Below are 25,072 nucleotides of genomic sequence, written 5' to 3' on the forward strand. Positions count from 1 at the left end.
CTGGCCCTGATTGCGACCCCACCATGCCGTTGCCACTGATCTACCACGACGACTACAGCCCGGAATTCCCCGCCGAGCACCGCTTCCCCATGGACAAGTTCCGCCTGCTGCACGACCACCTGATCGACAGCGGATTGACCTGCGACCAGGCGTTGCTGCGCCCGGACATCTGCCCCAACGACATCCTCGCCCTGGCCCATGATCGCGGGTACATCGAGCGCTACATGAACGGCGACCTGAGCCGCGAAGACCAGCGCCGCCTCGGCCTGCCCTGGAGCGAGGCCCTGGCCCGGCGCACCGTGCGTGCAGTGGGTGGCTCGCTGCTGACCGCCGAAATGGCACTCAAGCATGGCCTCGCGTGCCACCTCGCGGGCGGCACCCACCATGCCCACTACGACCACCCTGCCGGCTTCTGCATCTTCAACGACCTGGCCGTGATCAGCCGCTACCTGCTCGAAGCCGGGCGCGTGCATCGGGTGTTGATCTTCGATTGCGACGTGCACCAGGGTGACGGCACCGCGCGCATCCTCCAGGACACCCCGGATGCCATCACCGTGTCGCTGCACTGCGAGCAGAACTTCCCGGCGCGCAAGGCTCATAGCGACTGGGACATCCCCCTGCCTCGCGGCATGGGCGACACGGCCTACCTGAAGGTGGTGGACGACGCGCTGAATTACCTGCTGCCGCTGTATCAACCTGATCTGGTGCTGTACGACGCCGGGGTGGATGTGCACAAGGACGATGCCCTCGGCTACCTGCAACTGACCGATGCCGGCCTGGCCGCACGCGATGAGCGGGTCATGCGCCATTGCCTGGGCCGCGATATTCCAGTGGTCGGCGTGATCGGCGGCGGCTACAGCAAAGACCGAGAAGCCTTGGCCAGGCGCCACGGCATACTCCATCACACGGCTGCAAAGGTCATCGGTTGTTCACAATGACTGTGGAACCGCTTGTGGATAACCTGCGGGAAAGCCGCTGCATCCCCTGTTCTGCCTAGCCTGCAGAGAACTGATCATTTTTTGTGCAGTGCTTATCCGGGTCGCGCTGCGGTAGAATGCGGGCTCTTTTTCCACAGCCCGCCGCCGATCATGTCCGATTTATCCCCTGCCTCCCCTTCCCGCGCCGTTGTCATCGGCGCCGGCCCCGCCGGCTTGATGGCTGCAGAGGCACTGGCCCAGCGCGGCCTGGCCGTGGAGGTATTCGACGCCATGCCGTCGGTAGGCCGCAAGTTCCTGCTGGCCGGCGTGGGCGGCATGAACATCACCCATTCCGAACCTTATCCACAGTTCGTGGCGCGTTATGCCGAGCGACAAGGCGAGATTGACGGCCTGCTGCGCGACTTCGATGCCGGGGCCCTGCGCCAGTGGATTCACGGCCTGGGCATCGAAACCTTCGTGGGTACATCGGGCCGCGTGTTCCCCACCGACATGAAAGCCGCCCCGCTGCTGCGCGCCTGGCTCAAGCGCCTGCGCGACAGCGGCGTAGTTATCCACACCCGCCACCGCTGGCTGGGCTGGAACGCCGATGGCAGCCTGCGGATCGCTTATCCACAGGGTGAATTGCAGGTGAATGCCAGCGCTGTGGTGCTGGCCCTGGGTGGCGGCAGCTGGGCGAGGCTGGGTTCAGACGGTGCCTGGCAGCCATTGCTGAAAGATCGGGCTGTGGATATCTCGGCGCTGCAACCGAGCAACTGCGGGTTTGAAGTCGAGGGCTGGAGTGCCCTGCTCAAGGACAAGTTCGCCGGCGCGCCGCTGAAGAACATTGCCCTCAGTGTGCCGGGCCAGTCGCCGCGCAAGGGGGAGTTCATCCTCACGGCGCAAGGTGTCGAAGGCAGTCTGGTGTACGCCTGGTCGGCGATGGTGCGCGAGGCGATCAACCGTGACGGCCAAGCCACCTTGCTGCTCGACCTGCTGCCAGACAAGGCTGTGGATAAAATTGAAAGCGCGCTGGCCAAGCCACGGGGGTCGCGCTCAATGGCCAAGCACTTGCACAGCCAGCTGGGGATCGATGGCGTGAAGGCGGCGTTGCTGCGTGAGCTGACCGATCAGGCGACCTTTGCGGATCCTGCTGCGCTGGCGCGGGCTATCAAGGCATTGCCGATCACCCTGGTGCGTACACGGCCGCTGGACGAGGCGATCAGCAGTGCGGGCGGCGTGCGATTCGAGGGGCTGGATGAGGGGTTGATGGTCAAGGGCATGCCGGGGGTGTTCTGTGCCGGCGAGATGCTGGACTGGGAGGCGCCGACTGGGGGGTATCTGCTGACGGCGTGTTTTGCCAGTGGGTTGCGCGCCGGGCGGGCGGCGGCGGATTGGTTGCTGCAATCATCCTGAGAGAAACCTGGGGCCGCTTTGCGGCCCTTTCGCGACACAAGGCCGCTCCTACAGCAGTACGCGCGCTCCTGTAGGAGCGGCCTTGTGTCGCGAAAGGGCTACGAAGCAGCCCCAACAATCTCAAGGCTTGCGCTTTTTCGGCCCCGTATTGAAGCTCGGCACCTTGCGAACCGACTTGACCGGCGCTTCATCGCCACTGTCCATCCAGCGCCCCAGACCACGCTTGGCACTGTTCTCCTTCGGCTTCTTGGGCTTCTTCGGCTTCTTGATCACCTGCCCGCTGGCGTCGGTCATCGGTACCCGGTGGTCCGGGATGAAGTCCGGCTCTTCGTGGCGCGGCAGGGTCTGGCGGATCAGGGTCTCGATCGACGCCAGCAATTGCACTTCATCCGCGCACACCAGCGAGATCGCCTCACCTTTGTTGCCGGCACGGCCAGTGCGGCCAATGCGGTGCACGTAATCCTCGGCCACGATCGGCAGGTCGAGGTTGACCACCAGCGGCAGGTCATCGATGTCCAGGCCACGGGCGGCCACGTCGGTGGCCACCAGCACCTGGATCTCGCGAGCCTTGAAGCTGTCCAGCGCGCGCTGGCGGGTGGCTTGCGGCCGGTCACCGTGAATGCCATCAGCGTTCACGCCTTCCGCCAGCAGGCGCTCCACCAACTGGTCGACGCCATTGCGGGTCTTGGCAAACACCAGCACCTGCTGCCAGCGCTGCTTGCGCAGCAGGTAGCAGAACAGGTCGGCCTTGCGCTTCTTGTCCACCGGCACCAGCCATTGCTTGACCGTGGTGGCAGCGGCGTTGCGCGGGCTCACTTCGATGCTCAACGGGTCATTCAGCGCCAGCCCTGCCAGCATGCGAATCTGCTCGGAGAAGGTGGCGGAGAACAGCAAGGTCTGGCGCTTGCGCGGCAGCGCGGCGTACACCGACTGCAGCTCTTCGGCGAAACCCAGGTCAAGCATGCGGTCGGCTTCATCGAGCACCAGGGTCTGCACCTGGTTGAACTTGACCGCGTTCTGGCGGAACAGGTCGAGCAACCGACCCGGCGTGGCCACCAGCAGGTCGACGCCACGGCGCAGACGCATCATCTGCGGGTTGATGCTGACCCCGCCGTAGACCGCATAGGTGCTCAGCGGCAGGTTCTCGGCGTACTCGCGCACGTTGTTGTGCACCTGCTCGGCTAGCTCGCGGGTGGGCACCAGCACCAGCGCGCGAATCGAGTTGCTGGCGACCTTTTCCCCTTCCAGGGCCAGGCGCTGCAGCACCGGCAGGGCGAAGCCGGCGGTCTTGCCGGTGCCGGTCTGGGCCGCGGCCATCAGGTCGCGGCCGGCCAGCACGGCGGGAATGGCCTGGGCCTGGACCGGGGTCGGGGTGGTGTAGTCCAGTTGCTGCAAGGTGCGCAGCAAGGGTTCGATCAGGCCGAGTTTGGCGAAATTCATGGCAATACCGTCAGGGGGTTCAGCGAAGGCGGCAAGTTTACCGCAACACCCCCGCCTACTTGCAGATTTCGCCCTTCAGCGGTGGCGTCGCTTGTGCCGGCCTGCGCCACTGCGGCAGGCCGATCAGCACCACGGCGCCGATGATGACTGCCATGGCCAGGCATTCCTCGGCACCGATCTGCTCGCCCGCGAAGACGATACCCAGCATCACCGCCACCGCCGGGTTGACGTAGGCATAGCTGGTCGCCGCAGCCGGGCGCACGTTCTTGAGCAGGTACATGTAGGCGCTGAAGGCCAGGATCGAGCCGAACAACACCAGGTAGGCCAACGCGCCCCAGCCCGCTGCGGTCGGCATCTGGGTCATGCGTTCACCCGACAGGGCACTGCCCAGCAGCAGCACCGCCCCGCCGACCAGCATCTCGGCGGCGCTGGCCATCGGGCCCTGGGGCAGCGGCAGGGTCTTGCTCCATACCGAACCGAAGGCCCAGGAAGCTGCAGCGAACACGATCAGCGCAGCACCGATGGGGCTGGCCTGCAGGTTGGAGCCGAGGTTGAGCAAGCCGATGCCGACCAGCCCCATGACGATGCCCGCCCACTCCAGGCGCGAGTTGCGCTGGCCGAACAACAGCCCGAACAACAGTGTGAACAACGGCACCGTGGCCACCGCTAGTGCAGCCACGCCCGATGCCACGCCGGCATGCTCGGCCACGGTCACGCCACCGTTGCCGCAGCTGAGCAGCAGAAAGCCAATGGCCCCTGCGGCCCGCCATTGCGGCCAGGTAGGCGCAGGCACGCCGCGCCAGCGCAAGAACCCGTACAGCAGGCCTCCCGCGATCACGAAGCGCACCCCCGCCATCAGCATCGGCGGCCAGGATTCGACGCCAATGCGGATAAAGAGGTAGGTAGAGCCCCAGACCAGATACAAGGCCAGGAAAGCGCCAATGAGCAACAACGGGAAACGACGGGAGGCTGACATGGGAAAAGACTCGAAATCCGTTTACGGGTGACTTAGTTTAGAAAGGGCTTCATGCAAACTTAAGTTACAAAACGGCTTTAAATCGCCAGAACACTTTGCAATGCATGGTTGTTCAGGTGCTTTTCCATCGAATCCAAGGCTGACAGGAAACACCCCATGGACAAGTACGACCGCATGCTCCTTGGCGCCCTGCTGGACAACGGCCGCGCCACGTTCGCGCAGCTGGCGCGCCAGGTGAATCTGTCGGCGCCGGCCGTGGCCGAGCGGGTGGCGAAACTGGAGGCCAGCGGCGTCATTACCGGTTACGCGGCGAAGGTCGACCTGGAGAAGATTGGCTTGCCGATCAAGTGCGTGATCGAACTGCGCCTGGCCAGTCATGGCAACCAGCAGGCTTACGATGCGCTGGCGCGCATACCCGAGCTGACCGAATGCCACCGGGTGACAGGCGACCCGTGCGTGATCATGCAGGCGGCGGTGGGGTCGATGGGGGAGCTGGAAGCACTGATCAACAGGGTCTCGCAGCTGGGGTTCAGCAAGACGTCGATCATTCTGTCCAGTGCGGTGGAACGGCGGGTGCCGTTGGATCATTTGCAGGGGAATGGCAAGAAGGGTTGAGAGGCATACTAGCCCGCTCCCACAAGTCACGCTCAATGCCGCAGTAGCAACCGCCCCTCGATCGGCACATAGCGGCTGGCTGCCCGGATCAATGACATCGCAGTCAAACCAGGCACCCCATACACCACCGCTTCGGTCCCGTGACGCTGGATCACCCGTTCGAGCAACAGGTCGAAATCACCGTCCCCGGATGCCAGCACCACCTGGTCGACACGGCTGGCGGCATCGATCACGTCCAGCGTGATACCCACATCCCAATCACCCTTGGCCGAACCATCGCTGCGCTGAATGAAGGGCTTGAGCCGCACCTCGAACCCCAGGTTGCGCAGAATCTGCTGAAACTGCTGCTGCTTGCTGTCGCCGCGATCGATGGCATAGGCAACGGCCTCGACGATCTCGCCCTCGCGGCTGACCTCGGCCCACAGCGCGCTGTAGTTGAAATGGCAGCCATGGACCTGGCGCACGGTGTAGTAGAGGTTCTGCACATCGGCGAACAGCGCGATTTTCTTCACTACATACCCTCGACCGAAAGGGGCGCAAGGCGCCCCCAAATGCCGGCAGTATGCCAGAGCGATCAGACGAAGGTGTCGTCATCCGAGAAGAACCCGCCATCATCGCTGCCATAGTCGGTCTCGGTGAACCCACCCTGGTCGTTGCCCCAGCCACCATTGTCGGCCACCTGCTGCTGCGCACCGGCGTCATTCCAGCCGCCGGTGTCACTGGCCGGTGCCGGCTCCTCCTTGATCACCTCGGCCACTTCTTCCGGCTGCGAATGCTCGTTGAACAGGCTGCTGATGCCTTGCGCCAGCAACACACCACCGGCAACACCGGCGGCCGTCTGCATCGCGCCACCGAGGAAGCTGCTGGCACCACCACGGGCCGGCGCGGCACCGAAACCGGGCTGCGCGGCCTGGGGCTGGGAAAAGCCCGGAGCACGCGGTTCACGCCACCCGCCCGCTGAAGCCACCGGTGCAGCGGCGCGCTGGGGTTGTGGCGCGGGCGCTGGGTTGCGTGCGCCTGAACCGAAGATGCTGGAAAGGAACCCACCCCCGCTGTTGGCGGTGCTGGCGGTGTTGCCACGGGAAGCCTCCAGCTCGGCACGGGCCTGCTTGAGCTCGTTTTCCAGCTGCTTGTTCTGCTCGTCCAGACGCTTGAGCGCCGCTTCCTGAACCAGGATCGCCTGGGTCATGTAGTAAGACGCCGCCGGTTGCTGGCGCAGGTGATCCTCGATCCGCGCCTGAGCCTGCGCATCGCGCGGCTGGTTCGGGTCTTCGGCTTGCTTGATGCGGCCGAACAGGCCGTCGATCAGGGTTTGTTCTTCAGTGTTCATGGGCTTCCTCGTGGGCAAGCGGGACATCGGACAGCGTCAAAGATGGGGCGCACGAGCGTGAGATTCAATTACCCATTGGGTGAAACTTTTTTCAGCACGTGACAGCTCTGGGCTAAAGTTAGGCCCCTGCTTTTACTGCCATGCGATGTTGACCGATGAATCCGCTGAGCGTTTTGCGCGACTCCCTGTACTTCTTCCGCCTCCACCTGCCGAGCATCATTCCGCTGTGCCTGCCGCTGGTGGTGCTCGAGGCCCTGCTGACGCAACTGCTGTACCGGCAGTTGGGCGATCAGGCTTCGCCGGCCTACGGCATGCTGGTCAGCCTGCTGTTCTATCCGCTGTACAGCGCAGCGCTGATCCTCTACCTCGACACCCGCAGCAACGGTCAGGACATCCCCAGGCGCGACCTGTTCGCCCGCGCCGTGCAGCTGTGGCCACAACTGGCCCTGCTGATCCTGATCAGCTCGCTGCTGATCATGGCGGGCCTGGCGCTGTTCATCTTCCCGGGCGTGTGGATCATGATCAACCTGGTGTTCGCCGAGTACCTGCTGGTGCTGCGTGGCCTACCGGTGGTGCAGTCGATGCGCGAAAGCGCACGGATGACCACCGGGCACTTCATGCGCATCATGGTCTGCGTGCTCGGCGTACTGGCGCCGATCTGGCTGATCGACGGCTTGTTGCTGATGGCGTTCCCGGAGCCTGCGCCAGGTATGAAACTGGCCATGGACAGCCTGAGCGGCTTCCTCCAGCTATTCAGCACCGTGGTGCTGTATCGCCTGTTCATGCTGCTGGAAGCGCAAGAAAGCGCTTGAAGCCCGGAGCGACGCACCGGGTAGGCCTGCCGGCTGCCGGGCTCAAGGCACCTCTGTGACTGTGGCTGGCCCATCACCCGCCAGCACGGAGTTTCCCATGAGCACATTCGAGACCGGCAACGCCTGGGCAGAAGATGCCGAGGTTTTCCTCGGCACCCTGCACGTCATCGATGATACGGCTACAACGTTTGAAAACTTGCCAGAAGAGGCCTTTGAGCCCGTCTATCTCAGCCTGCTGAAAGATCAGGAGGGGGCCACGATCGGTGGCCAGAGTGATTGGGTGATCAGCGGCCTGCAAAAGCCGGCCTGCGCGTTTCGTTTCCTGTATCACTCCAAGGGTACGAATCGCCTGCACTTCATGATCACAGGCAGCGGCCAGGACCATGACAAGACCATGGGCATCAGCCGCAACGGCTATCTTGGGCTGTACCGCTACGCCGAGGTGACCGATTACTTCAAGTTCGAGCCGCTGCACTGGACTGACGACACCTTGATCTGCCGCTGGCGAGATCACGAAGGCCACAAGGTTCGAACCCATCACGATCCGGCAGTGGCCAAGCCCTTTTTCAAATACCTGCGGGTCCTCGAAGGCAAGGAGGCTATTTTCCGCATTACCCGGATACGTAGCTGATCCTCCGTCATTCACCCTCGGATACGCTTCGGCCTGCTGCGGTTTGCGCCAGGGCCCTAAGGTAAATACCCCATTTACTGCCGAGCCCTCGCATGAACCACACCATTGAAAATACCTACGCCACTTCTTTCCGCGGCACGCTCTATGCGATCAGTGCCGACGGTCTTGTCCCGCTGCGGCTGAGCCGCAGCAGCGACAAATGGCATTGGGGCATCACCCCTCAGGATGATTGGCTGATGGCAGGCGGCAACCGTAGCTCCCTTTGCATGGACTTTACCTTCGACTCCCTCACGGAGGACCGCCTGCATTACCACATCAGTATCCCGGGCCACTCGAAGCCCAAGAAGCTCGGCAAGAGCCTGAACCACTACCTAGGCTTCTACGAAATGGCCGACATCACCGACTACTGGAAAATCGAACCGCTGGAGGAGACAGACCAAGGCCTGATCTGCCATTTGCGCGACCACGAAGGCTACCGGGCAGGCGCCATCCAGGACACGCCCCACCGTAGCGGGCAAACCCTGTACCTGCTCAACACCCGGGAAGGCGATACGCTCACCTTCCTGCTCAAGCAGGTTGGCTGACATTCACTCTTGTTAAATACCGCCCACGTAGGCCCGACAAATAAGCGTAATGCCGCTCACCAGGACGATTAGATTAATCAGCCTGGTGAACGCGTCTCGGGACATTTTCAAATTGATGTGTCCGCCGATCCAAAGACCAATGACCATAGCCGGCAACAGATAGATCGCTGTCACGAGGAGCGTGAAGTCCGCGTACACGCCTGCCAGGGTGAGCATACCCAGGCGTAGCAACGTACTTATGCCGATCAGCGTGCTTTGAGTGGAACTTGCCTCTACCTTGGCCTCTATTCGACCGTTCAGATAAATCGCGTAGAGAAACCCGCCACTACCAAAAAGCGCACCGAACAAGCCGCCGCCGATGCCCAATGGCGCAGCCCACCGCGCAGACAAATCAGCCTGCCGTACTGGCCTCGCCAACATATACAGGGCATACGAAGTTACGAAGCAGCCCATCATCAGCAACAGCGCTTGCGAATGGGTGTTCAGCAGCACGGTTATCCCAGCCACACTGCCAACGATCATGAACGGCAGTAGCCTGACCAGTTCGCTGCGTACGACATGGCGGTGATAACGCACCAGTTTCCCCTGCGCCGCCACACAATCCAGCAGCACCAGTAACGCAATAGCGTGGGATAACGGCATGTAGCAGACCAGCACCGGCCCTGCCACCAGCGCGGTGCCGAAGCCTGCGATACCAAAGATCACGTAAGCCGTGCTGATCGTTAGAAACATCACTACCAGGCTCAGGTCGGCAAACGGGGCGTGAAGGAATGCATCTGGCATTGTCGGGACTTCCCTGTCGTTTTTTCACACCCTAACTAAACGACTGGATCTCTACTAATATCGAAAAAATACTCGACCCATCTCATTTCGGCATGGCTCACATAGTTTCGATGAAGCAGTTGCGGTATTTCGTGGAAATTGCTGAAAGCGGGAGCTTCAGTACAGCGGCACAGAAGTTGTTTATCGCCCAGTCAGCACTGAGCCGACAGATAAAAGAGCTGGAAAGTCAGCTGCAGACACCGTTGTTCGAACGCACCGCCCGCCAACCACACCTCACCCCTGCCGGGTTGGCGTTCTGCTTGTGCAGGCGGGTTTTGGCATCGCGCTGCTACCAATTTCAAGTGTTCATGCATCGTCACTGCATGCAATCGAAATACTGGATGAGGGCTGCATGAGTACGGTAGCCCTCGCCTACCGCGCGCGCGACAGCGCATTGGTCGCGGAACTCGTAGCACACTTCCAACGCACCTTTTCTGCTGCCAGTCGGTAGCTTCAGGTGCCCCTCGGCTTGGCTCGGGCGGTGGCCTGCGCCACCAACGGGTCGTCCGGCCAAAAGTGCTTGGGGTACCTCCCCTTCAAATCCTTCTTCACCTCGCCGTAGGTCGACTTCCAGAAGTTCGCCAGGTCCTGGGTCACCTGTACCGGACGTCGAGCGGGGGACAGCAGATGCAGCTTGAGCACCTGGCGGCCATTGGCTATGCGGGGCGTGTCGGCCTGCCCGAACAACTCCTGAAGCCTTACGGCCAAAACGGGAGGTCGCTCGCTGTAGTCGATTCGAATGTTCGAACCTGATGGCACCGATAACGTTTGGGGCGCTTGAGCTTCGAGTTGCTGCGGCAATGGCCAAGGCAGGAGATTGCGCAGGATGGAGGAGAGATCAAGCTGGCCGAAATGACTGAGCCGCGTGACGCTTCCCACGTACGGCCCCAGCCAGGCTTCCAGCGATTCAAGCAATACCTCGTCACGCAGATCGGGCCACTCGCTCGCGACACCCGCTTCTTCATCCAGCACGCGCATCAGCTCAACGCGCGCCTGCCACTGACGCAGCTCGGGCGTCCAGGGCAGAAGCGCCAGCCCTTTGCGCCGAACGTAGTGGGTCAGCGCCTGCACCCGTGCCTCATCGTCGAGGTTTGCCAACGGCGCGCTGGACAAGACGAGCTCTCCCACCCTCCGCTGCCGCTCGGCCCGAAGGACGCCCTCGCGATCATCCCAATCGAGTTCATCCACTTGGCTGACCTGTTCCTTCAAGACGGTGTCGAACAACGCTTCGTCCAGGTCAGCTGCCAGGTAGATCCGCTCCTCCCGCTGACCCTGCCGGCTGCCGAGGTCGGCCACCACCAGCCACCCATGCTTCATCAGCGCGTCGGACTCGGTGAACATCGCCGCACGGCCATTGGCCAGACGGTAGTCCGCGCCCCCCGCGCGGCGCTGTTGGGCAACGCGATCAGGGTAAGCCAGTGCCAGCAGGGCACCCACCCACCTTGGATGATCCGGATCAGCGACCGGTTGCGATGCCGACCCGCGCAAGAACGCGCGATATTGCCTGGATAGCTGCTTCGCGCGTTGCGCGCCGCCCTGTTCGCCACGTTGAGCGCGTTGCTCACCGGACAAGATGGCCAGCCGGCTGTGCAGGTCCGCTCCGCCGCCGCGCTGGATATCCCGCTCGCCGAGCAACGCAGCGATGTCGCACGCGGTCTGCGTCAGCCCCAGCTCATGGCCACGCAGCAACAGGTGGGCGATGCGCGGATGGCTGGGGAGCTCCGCCATCGCCTGGCCATGCCGGGTGAGTTGCCCGTCTTGCTGCAACGCACCCAGGCGACGAAGCAGATCGCACGCTTGGGTGTAAGCCGCCGAGGGTGGCGAATCCAGCCACCTCAGTTCGCTCGGTCGGACGCCCCATTTGGCCAACTGCAGTGCCAGGCCCGTGAGGTCTGCTTGCTGGATTTCGGGGGCACTGAAACCTGCCATCTGATCGTGCTGCGCTTCAGACCACAACCGATAGCAGACACCGGGCTCGAGTCGTCCGGCACGGCCTGCACGTTGGGTGGCACTGGCCTTGGAAATCCGCTGGGTGTCGAGCCGGGTCATGCCGCTGCGCGGGTCGAATCGCGGTACACGCTCAAGGCCCGCGTCGATCACCACGCGCACGCCATCGATGGTGATACTGGTCTCGGCGATGTTGGTGGCCAGCACCACTTTGCGTTTTCCGGGCGGTGCGGGGTCGATCGCTGCTCGCTGCTGATTCAGGTCGAGCTCACCATGCAGCGGGCAGAGCAGGACATCCCGTTGCAACGACGGGGATGCGTTGAGGCTGTCTTGCAGCCCCGCCGCAACCCGGCGGATTTCCGCCTGCCCCGGCAAGAACACCAGCACGCTGCCGCGCTGCTCCGCGAGCGCATCAAGGCAAGCGCCAATGACCCTGGGTTCGATGTATTCACCGGGTTGCTGAGGCTTGCTCCAGAGCGTCGTGACCGGAAACATCCGGCCCTCGCTCGTCACGATCGGGGCATCGTCCAGCAAGCGCGACAGCCTCTCCCCTTCAAGGGTGGCTGACATCAGCAAGACCTTGAGCGGCGCATCGTCGCGGAAAAGCTCACGACCATTGAGCGTGAGGGCCAGGGCCAGATCGGCGTCGAGGTTGCGCAGGTGGAATTCGTCGAAGATCACCAGGCCCACGCCTTCGAGCGCAGGATCGCTTTGCAGGCGACGCGTAAGAATCCCCTCGGTGACCACCTCGATGCGTGTACCCGGGCCTACCTTGCTGTCCAGGCGGATGCGATAACCCACGGTTTCGCCAACCTTTTCGCCCAGTTCGCTGGCCAGGCGCTCGGCCGCCGCGCGCGCGGCGAGGCGCCGGGGTTCGAGCATGAGAATGGTCTGCCCGCCGAGCCAAGGCTCGTTCAGTAGCGCCAGCGGCACCCGGGTGGTCTTGCCGGCGCCAGGCGGTGCCTCAAGCACGGCTTCGTCGCGGTTTTCCAGCGCCAGGCGCAGGGCGGGCAAGGCGGCATCAATGGGTAATGAGATCATGGTGGTCCTCGAACAGTCGCGCGAGTATAACGGCGAACCCAGCCTGCTCTATCATGGTCTTAGCTTCAGGTGCTGGCGCTTCGCTTGCCCTGCTGAACACCTTTTTCGGAGATTTACATGCGCATCCCATCCCGCGTCATTGGTGGCGTCCTCGTCGTCACCCTGCTGACCCAGCTGACGGCCTGTGGCACGATTTTCTATCCAGATCGCCGTGGCCAGATCGGCGGCAAGATCGACCCCGTGGTTGCCGCGATGGATGCCATCGGCATCCTGTTCTACGTGATCCCGGGCCTGATCGCCTTTGGTATCGACTTCGCCACGGGCGCCATCTACTACCCAGGCGGGCGCTCTGCCCAGGTCGACCCGGCAAAGCTGCGTGACGCCGTCAGCCCGGATGGCACAGTCGACAACCTCAAGCTCCAGGCCATTCTCGAAAGCGAACTGGGCCAGCGTCTGCCGCTGAACGACCCGCGGCTGATCCAGCACCGTGGCAGCGTCGAGCAACTGGCGGCCTTGGGCCTGGCCCCGGCGGCCTGAACCGTACAAGGACATCCACCACGGCATGACCACCTCGGCCGAACACCAACGCCTGCTGCGCCTGGCCACCCGTGCTTCGCTGGCGGTGGCCAGCATTCTGGTCCTGAGCAAGGCCGTGGCCTGGTGGCTGAGCGGCTCGGTCAGCCTGCTGGCGGGGCTGACCGACTCGGCCCTGGATGCGGTCGCCTCGTTCCTCAACCTGCTGGCCGTGCACTACGCCCTGCGCCCGGCCGACGACGACCATCGCTTCGGTCATGGCAAGGCCGAGGCGTTGGCGGGCATGGCCCAAGCATTGTTCATCGGCGTCAGCGCGGTGCTGATCGGCGTGCAAGCCGCCGAGCGCCTGCAGTCGCCGCAGCCGCTGGGTGACACAGCCATCGGCATCGGTGTGATGCTGCTTTCGCTGGTGCTGACCCTGGCACTGCTGGCCCTGCAGCGCAAAGTCATTCGCCTGACCGGATCGACCGCCGTGCGGGCCGACTCATTGCACTATCGCTCGGACCTGCTGCTTAATGGCAGCATCCTGCTGGCATTGCTGCTGGCGCGCTTTGGCTGGCCGCAACTGGACGCGCTGTTTGGTTTGGGCATTGCCCTGTACATCCTCTGGAGTGCGCTGCAGATCGCCCGGGAGAGCACCGCAATCCTGATGGACAAGGAACTGCCGGGCGATATCGGCGAGGGCATGCGCGAACTGGTGTTGGCCATCCCCGGCGTCAAGGGTGTGCATGACCTGCGTACACGGGTGTCAGGCAACCAGTGGTTCGTTCAGTTGCACCTGGAACTGCCAGGGCAGCTGCCTTTGCATCAGGCACATGCCCTGTGCGTTCAGGCATCGCAGGTCATCCGCCAGCGTTATCCAAAGGCGGATGTGCTGGTGCATGCCGACCCTGTGTGAACCTCAGTTGATGCTGTATCCGCGCCCACTGAAGCAGGCGCCCAGGGCCCGCCGGTAGGTGTCGGCAATGTTGGCCGGTGGCGCATAGGTCGCCGTCGCCGGGTCGAAGCCCGACTGGCTCACTGCCCAGCGGTGGCACTGGTAGCGGTCCTGGTCCTGCTGCTCCTGTCCCTGCCCGTACATCGGATAGGCCACCACATCATAGGCGTTGCCTGCCGGTGCCACGACGGGTACTGAAGGCGCTACGGCGGGCGGGTTGACCACCACGTATTCCTGGGTATCGGCCAGGTACTGGTAATAGGTGTCGGCCACCAGGAAGTACAGCGCCCCTCCTTCCCAGACCTCCCGCGCATAGGGCGGCAAGTAACCGACCCGCACACCATAGGGCGGCGCCACTAGCACGTAGTTGCCGCCGTGCGGGCGATACCAGTAGCCCCCGGAGTAGAAGTAGTCCTGCCCGCGGTACGGCACTTTCCAGTAGCGGTCGGGGAACTGATCGATGGTATGCCCGGGGCGATACTGCGGCCCTGGCCCCCAGCCATTGCCATGGCCGTCCGGGCGACCTTGCCAGTCGCCGCCCGGGCGCCGAGGAATGTCCTGGTAATAGCCTTGTCGCGGGGGCTGGGTCTGGCGCACTTCGTCACGCGAGTTCAATGGCGAGCTGCCCGTGGCCACCCCATTGGGGTCATGCGGGCCGTTGCCACCGTGCCCGCCGTGCCCGTCGTCCGGGCCTTGGGCCAGGGCCCCGAGGCTGATGCTCAAACCCAGCAAACCAACACCTGCCAAGGGCCAGATGCGCGACTTCATGTTGTTCCTCGCGTTAAAGAAAACGGCATGCTGCGAGTCTACCGCGCCTGTCGCGCACGGGCAGGTGAAATCGCGGACATGAAAAAAGGGAGGCCGTTGGGCCTCCCTTTGGAAATTGTCGTCCGTGCTCGGCGCTTGTGGCGCCGGCTCACCTCACCCCGTCTTCTGGACGGTGTGTAGCCCGGGGGCCTGGCGGCTCCTGTTGGAGCGCTGGCCGCGACCGCCCGCCTAGGGCGCGTCGCCGTGGACTGATGTCCGGGCAGTGATTCTGGGGTTAACTTTACGGGAGAGGTGGCGGCAGAGGATTGCGAAGATTGCTCAGATAAATAGCCCTTGCGCAATTTTTAACCCTGGATCGATAATTCGCAGCAATCCGAACAGAAAAGGCCTTTCCCATGAGCAAGCTTGACCGCTACGACCTGAGCATCCTCGCCGAATTGCAGCGCGACGCCCGCATTTCCAACCAGGAGCTGGCCGAGCGCATCGGCCTGTCGCCTTCACCCTGCTCGCGTCGCGTCAAGCAACTGGAAGACGACGGCTACATTTCGCGTCAGGTCGCCCTGCTCGATCGCAAGAAACTCGGCCTGAGCCTGACCGCCTATGTGTTGATCGGCATGGACCGGCACACCCCGGAACGCTTCGAGACCTTCGAGGCCGCCATTCGCAACCTGCCGCAGGTGCTCGAATGCAGCCTGGTCACCGGAATGGATGCCGACTACCAGCTCAAGGTGGTGGTACCGGACATGGATCACTACCAGAAATTACTACTAGGCAGCCTGACCCGCATCGAAGGCGTCACCAGCGTGCGTTCCAGCTTCGTGCTCAACCAGGTGCTGGCGAGTACCGAGCTGCCTTTGACCCACCTTCGCTAACTGCTTTCGCTGGCCGGCGTATAATCGGCCGCTCAGCCTGCCTGGAGAACTCAGATGGATCCCGCCGTATTCGAAGAGTGGATGATGATCATCCTGGTGACCGTGTTGATCGGTTTCATGGGTTTCATCGTCTGGGACCTGGCGAAGAAGTCCAAGGCGGGGCGCTTCGGCACGATGATCCTGTTCTTCGTGCTGGGCCTGGGGGTGCTGGCCTTCATCATCAAGAGCGTGGTGGTGGGGTTTCTGGAAGGGGTTTAGCGGTTTCTCGGGCCTCATCGCTGGCAAGCCAGCTCCCACCGGTACCCACAGCCCTTGAGGTTTGTGCATTCCCTGTGGGAGCCGGCTTGCCGGCGATGAGGCCCGCGAGCACTACAGCCTTGCCGGCACCTCGCGCCAACACCCCTGCTCCAACCCATCCAGCGCCCAATCGCCGATCCGCACCCGCACCAGGCGCAAGGTCGGCAGCCCCACCGCCGCCGTCATGCGCCGCACCTGGCGATTGCGCCCCTCGCGAATCACCAGCTCCAGCCAACTGGTCGGCACGCTCTTGCGAAACCGCACCGGCGGGTTGCGCGACCACAGCTCGGGCTCATCGAGACGCCGTGCTTCGGCAGGCAAGGTCGGCCCATCATTGAGCTCGACGCCCTCGCGCAAGCGCTTTAGCTGCTCATCGCTCGGCTCACCTTCCACCTGCACCCAGTAGGTCTTGGCCAGTTTGTGCTTGGGATCGGCGATGCGCGCCTGCAACTGGCCATCGTTGGTCAGCAACAGCAAGCCTTCGCTGTCGCGGTCCAGCCGCCCGGCCGGGTAGATGCCTGGGATATCGATGTAATCCTTGAGCGTCGCGCGCCCTTCACCGTCGCTGAACTGGGTCAGCACGTCGAACGGCTTGTTGAACAGGATCAGGCGTGGCTCCGCCGGCGGCGCCTTGGGCTGGCGCTTGGGGCCGGCAGGCCGCGCCTGGGGGCGGCGCGGCTTGGAACGGGGTGGCAGTGACATGGATCCTCAGCGGAACGGCGGCTCGTCGAAGCTGCGCAGTTTACGCGAGTGCAGCGAGTTGAGCTCGGTGCGCAGCAGATCGAGCGCCGCGATGCCGATTTTGAGGTGCTGGCTGACGGCGCGGTTGTAGAAGGCGTTGGCCGAGCCGGGCAGCTTGATTTCACTGTGCAGCGGCTTGTCGGACACGCACAGCAAGGTGCCATAGGGTACCCGCAGGCGATAACCCTGGGCGGCGATGGTGCCGCTTTCCATGTCCACTGCCACGGCACGCGACAGGTTGATCAACGGCCGTTCCTGGGCCCAGCGCAGCTCCCAGTTGCGGTCGTCGTAGGTCAGCACGGTGCCGGTGCGCAGGCGCTTTTTCAGCTCTTCGCCACGCTCGCCGGTCACCTGCGCCGCCGCTTCCTGCAGCGCCAGCTGGACTTCGGCCAGGGCGGGAATCGGGATGTTCGGCGGCACCACGCGGTCGAGGATGCCATCGCGGCGCATGTAGGCGTGGGCCAGCACATAGTCGCCGATGGTCTGCGACTGACGCAGGCCGCCGCAGTGGCCGATCATCAGCCAGCAGTGCGGGCGAAGGACAGCCAGGTGGTCGGTGATGTTCTTGGCATTGGACGGGCCGACGCCAATGTTGACCAGCGTGATGCCGTCACCATCGGCCGCGATCAGGTGATAGGCCGGCATCTGGTAGCGGTGCCAGACCACGCTGGCCACCAGGGCCTGCGCTTCACCGTGGTCCATGCCCTTCTCGATCTCCACGTTGCCTGGCAGCACCATGCGTACGAAACGTGGGTCTTCGCGCAGGGTCTCGAGGCCGTGGCTGATGAACTGGTCGACATAGCGGTGGTAGTTGGTCAGCAGGATCCACGGCTGCATGTGACGCCAGTCGCTGCCGGTGTAGTGCACCAGGCGGCGCAGGGAGAAGTCCACGCGGGCGGCGTCGAACAACGCCAGCGGCAGGGTTTCGGCGCTGCCCCAATCGCACAGGCCGTCGGCGATGTTGTCGGTGGCGGCCGACAGGTCGGTGCTGGGGAACACCCGCGCCAGTTCGGCGGCGGTGATGCCGCTGCCGGCCAGTTCATCGCCCTGGTCGACCACGTAGGGGTACGGGATGTTCTGTTCGCTGACGCCGACTTCCACGGTCACCGTGTAGTCATGCATCAGCGGGCGCAGTTGTTCGAGCAGGTAGCCACGGAACGCCGCAGGCTGGGTGACGGTGACGCTGTAGGTGCCCGCCACCTGGACCTTGGCATAGGCGCGGGTGGTGGCGGCGACTTCGCCGTGGCTGTAGTAGGTCAGGCGCAGCGCCGGGTAGCGGTACAGGGCACGCTCATCAGCGTCCGGCTCGGTACGGTCCTTCAGGTAACGCTTGAGGGCCTGGCTCAGGGCCCCGGTGGCCTGTTCATGCAGGGCCGCCAGACGATCGACGGCCTGTTCGGGTGTATCAACGACTACAAAAGCGTGGCTCACACTAAGCTTCCTGTCTGGACATGCATGGGAACATCTTGCCTGCGTTTCATGGCAAATACATCCCCGGTGGTCTGGGAGGCCTCAGCCCGGCGTAGCCCGCGCCACCAGCGCCTCGACATCCACTCCCCGAGGCAACGCCCCATAAACGCGCCCGCCGCCTGCCAGGCGGCTGCCGATGAACGCATCGCTCACCACCGTGTTACCCGCTTCGAGCAGCAACTTGGCCTGCAAGGCCACGGCAATGTCCTCGGTCAGTTGCCGTGCCCGGTACTGGATATCGCTGGTGTCGGCAAATGCCCCCTTGAGGTTGCCTATGTGCGCCGCCAGCCGAGGATCGCCATGCCCATCGCCCAGCTCGGCGAACAGCGCATCCAGCACGCCCGGCTCCTTGGACAACGCCCGCAGCACATCCAGGCACTGCACGTTGCCGGAGCCTTCCCAGGTGGAGTTGACCGGCGCCTCGCGGTAGAGGCGCGGCAGGATGCTGTCTTCGACGTAGCCGGCGCCACCAAGGCACTCGGCCGCCTCATTGATCATCGCGGGCGCGCGCTTGCAGATCCAGTACTTGCCCACCGCCGTGACCAGCCGTGAGAAATGCGCCTGCTGTGGGTCGTCGAGCTGCTCCAGGGCTTGCCCCATGCGCAGGCTCAAGGCCAAGGCGGCTTCGCTCTCCAGTGCCAGGTCGGCCAGCACGTTCTGCATCAACGGCTGCTCGCTCAAAAGCCGGCCGCCGACCTTGCGGTGCGCGCAGTGGTGGGTGGCCTGGGTCAAGGCCTGGCGCATCAAGGCGCTGGAGCCGACCATGCAGTCGAAGCGGGTCATGGCGACCATTTCGATGATGGTCGGCACGCCGCGCCCCTCCTCGCCCACCATCCACGCCAGGGCACCGCGGAACTCCACCTCGCTGGAGGCGTTGGAGCTGTTGCCAAGCTTGTTCTTCAGGCGCTGGATGTAGAACTGGTTGCGCTGGTCGTCCGGGCGATGGCGCGGCAGCAGGAAGCAGGTCAGGCCTTTGTCGGTCTGGGCCAGGGTCAGGAAGGCATCGCACATCGGTGCCGAACAGAACCATTTGTGCCCGACCAGTTCATAGGGCTGGCCAGGGCCGGGCGTACCGACCGGGTAGGCGCGGGTGGTATTGGCGCGCACGTCGGTGCCGCCCTGCTTCTCGGTCATGGCCATGCCGATGGTCACCCCGGCCTTGTGCCGGTCGCCGACATTGCGCGGGTCGTACTCGCGGGCGAGGATCTTCGGCAGCCAGTACTCGGCCAGCTCAGGCTGCAAGCGCAGCGCGGGGACGGCGGCGAAGGTCATGGTCAGCGGGCAACCGGTGCCGGCTTCGGCCTGGCTGTGCAGGTAGGTCATCGACGCCCGGGCCACATGGGCGCCAGCGCGGGGCTCGGCCCAGGGCAACGACGGCAGGCCGTGCTCGACGGCTGTGCGCATCAGTTCATGGTAGGCGGGGTGGAATTCCACCAGGTCGATCCGATGACCATAACGGTCATGGCTACTGAACGCCGGTTTGTGCGCGTTGGCCAGGAAGCCTGCCGCCATCAGCGGTCCGCCGGCCAAGGCACCGTAGGCATCGATCCGCGACTCGGCCCAGCCGGCGCCGAAGCGCCGCGACCACTCCTGCAGCGGCACATCGAGGCGGTACAGGTTGGCGCCATCGAGTGACGGCGGCTGGTTGGTGACTTCGTGGGTTTCAGCGTACTGGTGCAGGTTCATCGGGAGCTCCGTGCCGGGTATGCCTGAAAGCCCCAGTGAAGCACTCCCTGTCAGTCAGTCAAAGTGACAAATATGACTAAGCCTGGGGTGGCGCAGGCCGTCAAAAACGGATCGCCCCCGACGCCGCCCGACCTGGCGGCATCTGTATCTGTGCAATCGCCACATTCAGGGTCAACTCGAACCGGCTGCCCAGCCCCCGCGTCGATTCATGGGACAGCCTGCCATCGAGCAGTTCGCCCATCTGCCGGCAAATCGACAGCCCGATGCCCAGCCCGCCATAGCGCCGGGTCATCGAGCCATCGACCTGGAAGAACCGCTGGTACAGGATCGCCTGGTCAAGGTCATCGAAACCGATACCGCTGTCACTCACGGTGAAGGTCAGGGTCAGGCTGTCCGGCCCCAGGCGGCGCCCGCGCACTTGCACCATCACGCCACCCTGGTGGGTGAACTTCAGGCCATTGTCCACCAGGCAGCACAGACAGCGGGCCAACTTCTGCGCATCCCCCAGCAGCTCGTCCGGCAGCTCGGCGGGAATGTCCAGGCTCAGGTACAGACCTTTGCCCAGGGCCGTGCCGGCGTGGCCTGCGCGCAGTTCCTGGAGCATGCGGCGCAAGCTGAAGGGTGCAGGTTGCGCACGCAGGCGGCCCGCCTGCAGTTCGGTCAGCGTGAGGATATCGTCGACCATGCCCATCATGTCCTGGGCCGAGCCGACCGCCGTGCGCTGGTACTGGGCCATTTCGGCGCTCATGGGCAACGTCTGCATCAATTCCAACGAGCCGATCACGCCATTCATCGGCGTGCGCAACTCATGAGTGACGGTGGCGAGGAACTCGTCCTTGAGCAGGTTGCTCCTGGCCAGTTGCTGGTTCAGTTGCTCCAGCGTGCGCCCGGTCTCGCGCAGGGTCTGCGCCTGTTGTTCGCGCATGCTGTTGATGCGGTCGGCAAGGGCCAGCGACAACAGCGCCACTTCCAGTGCCGAACCGAGCTGGCTGGCATACATGGTGATGAACACGTTCGGCAGGTAGCCCAACACCATCAAAGTGTTGACCAGCCCACCGAGCAGGAACGCCGTCCAGGCAATGATGAACCAGCGCGCCACGCGCAAGCCCCGGATCCAGGCGTACAACCCTGCGGTGAAAATACTCACGGTGAACAACAACGCCAGCACCGTGGCCATGCGCAGGGCAATGCCATAAGGCATGCTCACCGACAGCACCATGACCAGCACGCCGCCCAGCATCAACAGCTGCAGCAAGCGATCCAAGCCCTGGCTGATCTTGCCAAGGCGCAGGAAGTGGCGAGCGAACTGGCAGCCGAACAAACCTGCAGCGCCAATGAACAGCGGCGTCGCGGCGTTCGCCCACCAGGGGCTGTCCGGCCAGAAGTAGGCCACGCCCGCACCATTGACCGAAACCTGGTAGAGGCCGAACGAGGCGATATAGAGGATGTAATAGAGATAACTGACGTCGCGCACGCTGATGAAGATGAACAGGTTGTACACCAGCATCACCAGCAACACGCCATAGATCATCCCCAGCACGTACAGTCGGGTGGGCTGCTCTTCCAGGTAAGCCTCGGCAGACCACAGCGCCAGCGGCGCCTGCACCGAGCCCTGGCTATGCAAACGCAGGTAGGCCGTGGTTGCCTGACCAGGGCGCATGGGCAATTCGAACAGGTAGTTGTTCTGGCGGATCTGCCGGCTGTCGTAGGGCAACGCATCACCGGTACGCTGGGCCAGGCGATAGACGCCATCGCTGCCGGGCAGGTACAGCTCGAGGTGATCCAGCGGCGGGTAGGCCAGCTCCAGTAGCCATGGGCGGGGCGAGGCGTTGGCAGAGGCCAGGTAGTGCAGGTCGAGCTTCAGCCAGAACACCGAAGTCGAATAGCCCGCATTAAGGACGTCTTCGTGGTGGCTGCGAAAACGACTGGCAAAGATGGGTGCGCTGACTTGAGCGATGCTGGCACTGCCATCACGGTCTTCATAAACCTGCATGGCTTTGCCCAGCGGCAGGTACCGGGTGGCATCGTCGAATTCGACCGCAGTGGCCAGCACGGGCAGCAAACCTAGAAGCACAATCAGCAAATAGCGCATACAGCCCCAGCATGGCCTGTCCGGTCGCGTCGCAATGGCCACTGATCCTTGTGAGACGACGAAATCCAGCAGCGCCCGTTTGTCGAGTTATCCGAGCACTCTAACATAGCTTTCAAGCGTCGCAATGGGCTACATCATTTTTTAAGGAAAAGGCTCTAGAACAATGCTTTCAGACAAAAATCACGATCAAAGCTGACCGCATGATCAACAAATCTCGCTTGTAGGACGATCCGCACAAATGGGATTGGTGGTAAGCTCGCCGACCATGAATACCTACAGCTCCCGCCCCGTTGTCCTCTGTCTCTCCGGCCACGACCCAAGTGGCGGCGCCGGCCTGCAGGCAGATATCGAAGCCCTGCTCGCCCAAGGCTGTCACGCCGCACCGACCGTGACCGCCCTGACCGTGCAGGATACCGTCAATGTTTCCGACTTCCGCGTGCTCGACCGCGAGTGGGTGCTGGCCCAGGCCAACGTCGTGCTGGCCGACTCCAGGGTCGCTGCCGTCAAGCTAGGCATGCTCGGTTCGATCGACATGGTCGACACCGTCGCCGAACTGCTGGCTGCCCACCCGCACCTGCCGCTGGTCTGCGACCCGGTACTGCGTGCCGGTGGCGGTGGCCGCCTGGGCAAGGACGAAGTCGGCTATGCCCTGCGCGAACGCCTGCTGCCGTTGGCGACCATCGCCACGCCGAACCTGCCCGAAGCACGCATCCTCGCCGAGCTGCCTGAAGGTACGGCAGACGAATGTGCAGAAAAATTGTTGCCGTTCTGTAGACACCTGCTGATTACCGGTGGTCACGGCGACGAAGACGAAATCCACAACCGCCTGTACAGCCGCGACGGCCAAAGCCACACCTGGACTTGCCAGCGCCTGCCGGGCAGCTACCACGGCTCGGGCTGCACCCTGGCCAGCGCCCTGGCCGGCCGCCTGGCCCTGGGTGAACAGTTGCAAAGCGCGGTGCGCAGCGCACTGGACTACACCTGGCGCACCCTGCGTGACGCGGAACAACTGGGCAAAGGCCAGTTCGTCCCGCGCCGCCTGCCCCTGGACTTCTGCTCCTGATACGAGGCCTTCAGATGAAGCTACGTGGTCTGTACGCGATCACCGACAGCCAGCTGCTCGCCGGCCGTTTCCTGTCCCATGTCGAGGCGGCGCTGGAAGGCGGCGTGTGCCTGCTGCAGTACCGCGACAAAAGTGACGACGCTGCCCGTCGCCTGCGCGAGGCTGAAGCCCTGATGAAGCTGTGCGAGCGCTACGGCACCCAGTTGCTCATCAACGACGATGCCGAGCTGGCCGCGCGCCTGGGCGTCGGCGTACACCTGGGCCAGACCGACGGCCCGCTGACCCCAGCCCGTGCCCTGCTCGGCCGCCAGGCTATCATCGGCTCGACCTGCCATGCCCAGCTCGACCTGGCCCGGCAGGCCGCCAGCGAAGGCGCCAGCTACGTGGCTTTTGGCCGTTTCTTCAATTCCGTGACCAAGCCGGGCGCACCCGCCGCCAATGTCGAGCTGCTGGAGCAGGCCCGCGCCGAGGTCAAACTGCCGATCGCCGTGATCGGCGGCATCACCCTCGACAACGCCGCCCCGCTGGTCGCCCATGGCGCTGACCTGCTGGCGGTGATCCATGGCCTGTTCGGTGCCGACAGCGCGCAGGAAGTCACCCGCCGCGCCCGCGCCTTCAACGCCCTGTTCGCTTCCTGATTTCGAGAGAAGATCCCATGTCCCGTTCCGAAACCCTGTTCGCCCAAGCCCAGAAGCACATCCCGGGCGGCGTCAACTCGCCGGTCCGCGCCTTCAAGAGCGTGGGTGGCACTCCGCTGTTCTTCAAGCATGCCGAAGGCGCCTATGTAGTCGATGAAGACGACAAGCGCTACGTCGACTACGTCGGCTCCTGGGGCCCGATGATCCTCGGCCACGGCCACCCGGACGTGCTCAATGCAGTGCGCAACCAGTTGCAGCACGGCCTGTCCTACGGCGCACCGACTGCCATGGAAACCGAGATGGCCGACCTGGTCTGCTCGCTGGTGCCGTCCATGGAAATGGTGCGCATGGTCAGCTCGGGTACCGAGGCGACCATGAGCGCCATTCGCCTGGCCCGTGGCTACACCGGCCGCGACGCCATCATCAAGTTCGAAGGCTGCTACCACGGTCACTCCGACAGCCTGCTGGTCAAGGCCGGCTCGGGCCTGCTGACCCAGGGCGTACCGAGCTCGGCCGGTGTACCGGCGGACTTCGCCAAGCACACCCTGACCCTGCCGTTCAACGACATCGCCGAGGTCGAGAAGACCCTGGCCGAGGTCGGCCAGACCGTGGCCTGCATCATCGTCGAGCCCGTGGCCGGCAACATGAACTGCGTTCCCCCTGCACCGGGCTTCCTCGAAGGCCTGCGCGAGCAGTGCGACAAGCACGGCGTGGTGCTGATCTTCGACGAAGTGATGACCGGTTTCCGCGTCTCGCTCGGTGGCGCCCAGGGCCACTACGGCATCAAGCCGGACCTGTCGACCTTCGGCAAGATCGTCGGTGGCGGCATGCCGGTCGGCTGCTTCGGCGGCAAGCGCGAGATCATGGGTTGCATCGCCCCGCTCGGCCCGGTCTACCAGGCCGGCACGTTGTCGGGTAACCCGCTGGCCATGGCCGCTGGCCTGACCACCCTGAGGCTGATCAGCCGCCCAGGCTTCCATGCCGAGCTGACCGATTACACCAGCCGCATGCTCGATGGCCTGCAGCAGCGCGCCGATGCCGCTGGCGTACCGTTCGTCACCACCCAGGCAGGTGCCATGTTCGGCCTGTACTTCAGCGGTGCCGACGACATCGTCACCTTCGATGACGTGATGGCCAGCGATGCCGAGCGCTTCAAGCGGTTCTTCCACTTGATGCTCGAAGGCGGGGTTTACCTGGCACCGAGCGCGTTCGAGGCAGGGTTCACTTCTATCGCTCACGGTGAAAAAGAGCTGCAGATCACCCTGGATGCGGCTGAGCGGGCGTTTGCCAAGCTGAAGTAATTTGGCGCTTGTACCGGCCTCATCGCCGGCAAACCGGCTCCCACAGATGACCCGCAGTTGCTGAAATATGTGGGGTACCTGTGGGAGCCGGCTTGCCGGCGATGAGGCCGGTCAAGGCAATAAAAGTCCTTCAGCCATCAGCAAG

At 63.8% G+C, this 25,072-nt stretch carries 24 protein-coding genes and 1 pseudogene; 14 read left to right on the forward strand and 11 right to left on the reverse strand.

The features are described 5' to 3' along the window. Positions 1–23: 23 nt before the first annotated feature. Both ACIPZG_RS19580 and ACIPZG_RS19585 read left to right on the forward strand, forming a co-directional pair. On the forward strand, positions 24–938 hold the full coding sequence (locus tag ACIPZG_RS19580; protein WP_400716233.1) for a histone deacetylase: 915 nt from the start codon (positions 24–26) through the stop codon (positions 936–938). Between the two features lie 150 nt (positions 939–1,088). Next, complete coding sequence (locus tag ACIPZG_RS19585; protein WP_400716235.1) at positions 1,089–2,330, forward strand: TIGR03862 family flavoprotein; 1,242 nt, start codon at positions 1,089–1,091, stop codon at positions 2,328–2,330. 120 nt (positions 2,331–2,450) lie between these two features. Here ACIPZG_RS19585 and ACIPZG_RS19590 read toward each other — a convergent pair whose 3' ends face one another. Both ACIPZG_RS19590 and yedA read right to left on the reverse strand, forming a co-directional pair. Continuing rightward, a complete protein-coding gene (locus ACIPZG_RS19590; protein ID WP_400716237.1) occupies positions 2,451–3,770 on the reverse strand; it encodes a DEAD/DEAH box helicase in 1,320 nt (439 codons plus the stop codon). Positions 3,771–3,825: 55 nt separating this feature from the next. Next, positions 3,826–4,746 carry a drug/metabolite exporter YedA gene (gene yedA / locus ACIPZG_RS19595; protein WP_400716239.1) on the reverse strand — a complete coding sequence of 307 codons (921 nt, stop codon included), beginning with the start codon at positions 4,744–4,746 and terminating at the stop codon, positions 3,826–3,828. A 156-nt stretch (positions 4,747–4,902) separates the two neighbouring features. On the opposite strand from yedA, the gene ACIPZG_RS19600 reads away from it, so the two are divergent. Then, positions 4,903–5,361, forward strand: coding sequence for an Lrp/AsnC family transcriptional regulator (locus ACIPZG_RS19600; protein ID WP_400716241.1), 459 nt, complete (start codon positions 4,903–4,905; stop codon positions 5,359–5,361). A 32-nt stretch (positions 5,362–5,393) separates the two neighbouring features. Here the strand turns inward: ACIPZG_RS19600 and ACIPZG_RS19605 are convergent, their stop codons facing one another. Further along, positions 5,394–5,873 (reverse strand): NYN domain-containing protein, encoded by a 480-nt coding sequence (locus ACIPZG_RS19605; protein WP_008092833.1) that lies wholly within the window; start codon positions 5,871–5,873, stop codon positions 5,394–5,396. Between the two features lie 62 nt (positions 5,874–5,935). Beyond that, positions 5,936–6,691: a DUF2076 domain-containing protein gene (locus ACIPZG_RS19610; protein WP_400716243.1), complete on the reverse strand. Its 756-nt coding sequence runs from the start codon at positions 6,689–6,691 to the stop codon at positions 5,936–5,938. Positions 6,692–6,846: 155 nt separating this feature from the next. On the opposite strand from ACIPZG_RS19610, the gene ACIPZG_RS19615 reads away from it, so the two are divergent. The 3 genes from ACIPZG_RS19615 (at position 6,847) to ACIPZG_RS19625 (ending at position 8,718) form a co-directional block, all read left to right on the forward strand. Next, positions 6,847–7,503: a YciC family protein gene (locus ACIPZG_RS19615; protein ID WP_400716245.1), complete on the forward strand. Its 657-nt coding sequence runs from the start codon at positions 6,847–6,849 to the stop codon at positions 7,501–7,503. A gap of 97 nt (positions 7,504–7,600) precedes the next feature. Beyond that, entirely contained in the window at positions 7,601–8,134 is a 534-nt protein-coding gene (locus ACIPZG_RS19620; RefSeq protein ID WP_400716247.1) for a hypothetical protein, read from the forward strand. A 92-nt stretch (positions 8,135–8,226) separates the two neighbouring features. After that, the gene (locus ACIPZG_RS19625) at positions 8,227–8,718 is read left to right on the forward strand and encodes a hypothetical protein (protein ID WP_400716249.1); all 492 of its coding nucleotides are present in this window, start codon (positions 8,227–8,229) and stop codon (positions 8,716–8,718) included. Between the two features lie 12 nt (positions 8,719–8,730). Here ACIPZG_RS19625 and ACIPZG_RS19630 read toward each other — a convergent pair whose 3' ends face one another. Continuing rightward, the gene (locus tag ACIPZG_RS19630; protein WP_400716251.1) at positions 8,731–9,501 is read right to left on the reverse strand and encodes a sulfite exporter TauE/SafE family protein; all 771 of its coding nucleotides are present in this window, start codon (positions 9,499–9,501) and stop codon (positions 8,731–8,733) included. A 101-nt stretch (positions 9,502–9,602) separates the two neighbouring features. On the opposite strand from ACIPZG_RS19630, the pseudogene ACIPZG_RS19635 reads away from it, so the two are divergent. Further along, positions 9,603–9,797: pseudogene (locus ACIPZG_RS19635) on the forward strand (LysR family transcriptional regulator); the annotation flags it as partial. A gap of 196 nt (positions 9,798–9,993) precedes the next feature. On the opposite strand, the gene hrpB reads toward ACIPZG_RS19635, so the two are convergent. Continuing rightward, positions 9,994–12,528 carry an ATP-dependent helicase HrpB gene (hrpB, locus tag ACIPZG_RS19640; RefSeq protein ID WP_400716253.1) on the reverse strand — a complete coding sequence of 845 codons (2,535 nt, stop codon included), beginning with the start codon at positions 12,526–12,528 and terminating at the stop codon, positions 9,994–9,996. Between the two features lie 117 nt (positions 12,529–12,645). On the opposite strand from hrpB, the gene ACIPZG_RS19645 reads away from it, so the two are divergent. Together ACIPZG_RS19645 and ACIPZG_RS19650 are read left to right on the forward strand one after the other, a co-directional pair. Then, positions 12,646–13,065, forward strand: coding sequence for a polyribonucleotide nucleotidyltransferase (locus ACIPZG_RS19645; protein WP_400716255.1), 420 nt, complete (start codon positions 12,646–12,648; stop codon positions 13,063–13,065). Positions 13,066–13,090: 25 nt separating this feature from the next. Then, positions 13,091–13,960, forward strand: a complete 870-nt coding sequence (locus tag ACIPZG_RS19650) for a cation diffusion facilitator family transporter (protein WP_400716257.1) — start codon at positions 13,091–13,093, stop codon at positions 13,958–13,960. 3 nt (positions 13,961–13,963) lie between these two features. Here the strand turns inward: ACIPZG_RS19650 and ACIPZG_RS19655 are convergent, their stop codons facing one another. Next, a complete protein-coding gene (locus tag ACIPZG_RS19655) occupies positions 13,964–14,767 on the reverse strand; it encodes a DUF6515 family protein (protein ID WP_400716259.1) in 804 nt (267 codons plus the stop codon). Positions 14,768–15,162: 395 nt separating this feature from the next. Here ACIPZG_RS19655 and ACIPZG_RS19660 point away from each other — a divergent pair, with 395 nt between their 5' ends. Next, entirely contained in the window at positions 15,163–15,639 is a 477-nt protein-coding gene (locus ACIPZG_RS19660) for an Lrp/AsnC family transcriptional regulator (protein WP_003249795.1), read from the forward strand. Positions 15,640–15,693: 54 nt separating this feature from the next. Next, positions 15,694–15,897, forward strand: a complete 204-nt coding sequence (locus ACIPZG_RS19665; protein ID WP_008092861.1) for a DUF2788 domain-containing protein — start codon at positions 15,694–15,696, stop codon at positions 15,895–15,897. A gap of 111 nt (positions 15,898–16,008) precedes the next feature. On the opposite strand, the gene ACIPZG_RS19670 is transcribed toward ACIPZG_RS19665, so the two are convergent. From ACIPZG_RS19670 to ACIPZG_RS19685, 4 genes are all read right to left on the reverse strand, one after another. Then, positions 16,009–16,638: a pseudouridine synthase gene (locus ACIPZG_RS19670; protein WP_400716261.1), complete on the reverse strand. Its 630-nt coding sequence runs from the start codon at positions 16,636–16,638 to the stop codon at positions 16,009–16,011. Positions 16,639–16,644: 6 nt separating this feature from the next. Next, positions 16,645–18,108: an AMP nucleosidase gene (gene amn / locus ACIPZG_RS19675; RefSeq protein WP_008092863.1), complete on the reverse strand. Its 1,464-nt coding sequence runs from the start codon at positions 18,106–18,108 to the stop codon at positions 16,645–16,647. Positions 18,109–18,189: 81 nt separating this feature from the next. Further along, positions 18,190–19,833, reverse strand: a complete 1,644-nt coding sequence (locus ACIPZG_RS19680) for an acyl-CoA dehydrogenase family protein (RefSeq protein ID WP_400716263.1) — start codon at positions 19,831–19,833, stop codon at positions 18,190–18,192. A 100-nt stretch (positions 19,834–19,933) separates the two neighbouring features. Next, entirely contained in the window at positions 19,934–21,925 is a 1,992-nt protein-coding gene (locus ACIPZG_RS19685) for a 7TM diverse intracellular signaling domain-containing protein (protein ID WP_400716265.1), read from the reverse strand. 265 nt (positions 21,926–22,190) lie between these two features. Between ACIPZG_RS19685 and ACIPZG_RS19690 the strand changes: the two genes are divergently transcribed. From ACIPZG_RS19690 to hemL, 3 genes are read left to right on the forward strand one after another with little or no spacing between them, the layout of a single operon-like run. Then, the gene (locus ACIPZG_RS19690; protein WP_400716267.1) at positions 22,191–22,988 is read left to right on the forward strand and encodes a hydroxymethylpyrimidine/phosphomethylpyrimidine kinase; all 798 of its coding nucleotides are present in this window, start codon (positions 22,191–22,193) and stop codon (positions 22,986–22,988) included. A 14-nt stretch (positions 22,989–23,002) separates the two neighbouring features. Further along, a complete protein-coding gene (gene thiE, locus ACIPZG_RS19695) occupies positions 23,003–23,626 on the forward strand; it encodes a thiamine phosphate synthase (protein WP_008092871.1) in 624 nt (207 codons plus the stop codon). A gap of 17 nt (positions 23,627–23,643) precedes the next feature. Next, complete coding sequence (gene hemL, locus ACIPZG_RS19700) at positions 23,644–24,927, forward strand: glutamate-1-semialdehyde 2,1-aminomutase (protein WP_400716269.1); 1,284 nt, start codon at positions 23,644–23,646, stop codon at positions 24,925–24,927. Positions 24,928–25,072: the final 145 nt, after the last annotated feature.

Origin of the sequence: Pseudomonas sp. NPDC089395 (genome assembly GCF_044749525.1) — a bacterium.
Classification (GTDB): Bacteria; Pseudomonadota; Gammaproteobacteria; order Pseudomonadales; family Pseudomonadaceae; genus Aquipseudomonas.

Coding starts and splice junctions, on each gene's coding strand:
- ACIPZG_RS19585 (WP_400716235.1), top strand. CDS start 1,089: ATGTCCGATTTATCCCCTGCCTCCCCTTCCCGCGCCGTTGTCATCGGC.
- ACIPZG_RS19665 (WP_008092861.1), top strand. CDS start 15,694: ATGGATCCCGCCGTATTCGAAGAGTGGATGATGATCATCCTGGTGACC.
- ACIPZG_RS19660 (WP_003249795.1), top strand. CDS start 15,163: ATGAGCAAGCTTGACCGCTACGACCTGAGCATCCTCGCCGAATTGCAG.
- yedA (WP_400716239.1), bottom strand. CDS start 4,746: ATGTCAGCCTCCCGTCGTTTCCCGTTGTTGCTCATTGGCGCTTTCCTG.
- ACIPZG_RS19690 (WP_400716267.1), top strand. CDS start 22,191: ATGAATACCTACAGCTCCCGCCCCGTTGTCCTCTGTCTCTCCGGCCAC.
- ACIPZG_RS19680 (WP_400716263.1), bottom strand. CDS start 19,833: ATGAACCTGCACCAGTACGCTGAAACCCACGAAGTCACCAACCAGCCG.
- ACIPZG_RS19620 (WP_400716247.1), top strand. CDS start 7,601: ATGAGCACATTCGAGACCGGCAACGCCTGGGCAGAAGATGCCGAGGTT.
- ACIPZG_RS19685 (WP_400716265.1), bottom strand. CDS start 21,925: ATGCGCTATTTGCTGATTGTGCTTCTAGGTTTGCTGCCCGTGCTGGCC.
- ACIPZG_RS19650 (WP_400716257.1), top strand. CDS start 13,091: ATGACCACCTCGGCCGAACACCAACGCCTGCTGCGCCTGGCCACCCGT.
- hemL (WP_400716269.1), top strand. CDS start 23,644: ATGTCCCGTTCCGAAACCCTGTTCGCCCAAGCCCAGAAGCACATCCCG.
- ACIPZG_RS19645 (WP_400716255.1), top strand. CDS start 12,646: ATGCGCATCCCATCCCGCGTCATTGGTGGCGTCCTCGTCGTCACCCTG.
- ACIPZG_RS19610 (WP_400716243.1), bottom strand. CDS start 6,691: ATGAACACTGAAGAACAAACCCTGATCGACGGCCTGTTCGGCCGCATC.
- ACIPZG_RS19630 (WP_400716251.1), bottom strand. CDS start 9,501: ATGCCAGATGCATTCCTTCACGCCCCGTTTGCCGACCTGAGCCTGGTA.
- thiE (WP_008092871.1), top strand. CDS start 23,003: ATGAAGCTACGTGGTCTGTACGCGATCACCGACAGCCAGCTGCTCGCC.
- ACIPZG_RS19615 (WP_400716245.1), top strand. CDS start 6,847: ATGAATCCGCTGAGCGTTTTGCGCGACTCCCTGTACTTCTTCCGCCTC.
- hrpB (WP_400716253.1), bottom strand. CDS start 12,528: ATGATCTCATTACCCATTGATGCCGCCTTGCCCGCCCTGCGCCTGGCG.
- ACIPZG_RS19590 (WP_400716237.1), bottom strand. CDS start 3,770: ATGAATTTCGCCAAACTCGGCCTGATCGAACCCTTGCTGCGCACCTTG.
- ACIPZG_RS19600 (WP_400716241.1), top strand. CDS start 4,903: ATGGACAAGTACGACCGCATGCTCCTTGGCGCCCTGCTGGACAACGGC.
- ACIPZG_RS19625 (WP_400716249.1), top strand. CDS start 8,227: ATGAACCACACCATTGAAAATACCTACGCCACTTCTTTCCGCGGCACG.
- ACIPZG_RS19655 (WP_400716259.1), bottom strand. CDS start 14,767: ATGAAGTCGCGCATCTGGCCCTTGGCAGGTGTTGGTTTGCTGGGTTTG.
- ACIPZG_RS19670 (WP_400716261.1), bottom strand. CDS start 16,638: ATGTCACTGCCACCCCGTTCCAAGCCGCGCCGCCCCCAGGCGCGGCCT.
- ACIPZG_RS19580 (WP_400716233.1), top strand. CDS start 24: ATGCCGTTGCCACTGATCTACCACGACGACTACAGCCCGGAATTCCCC.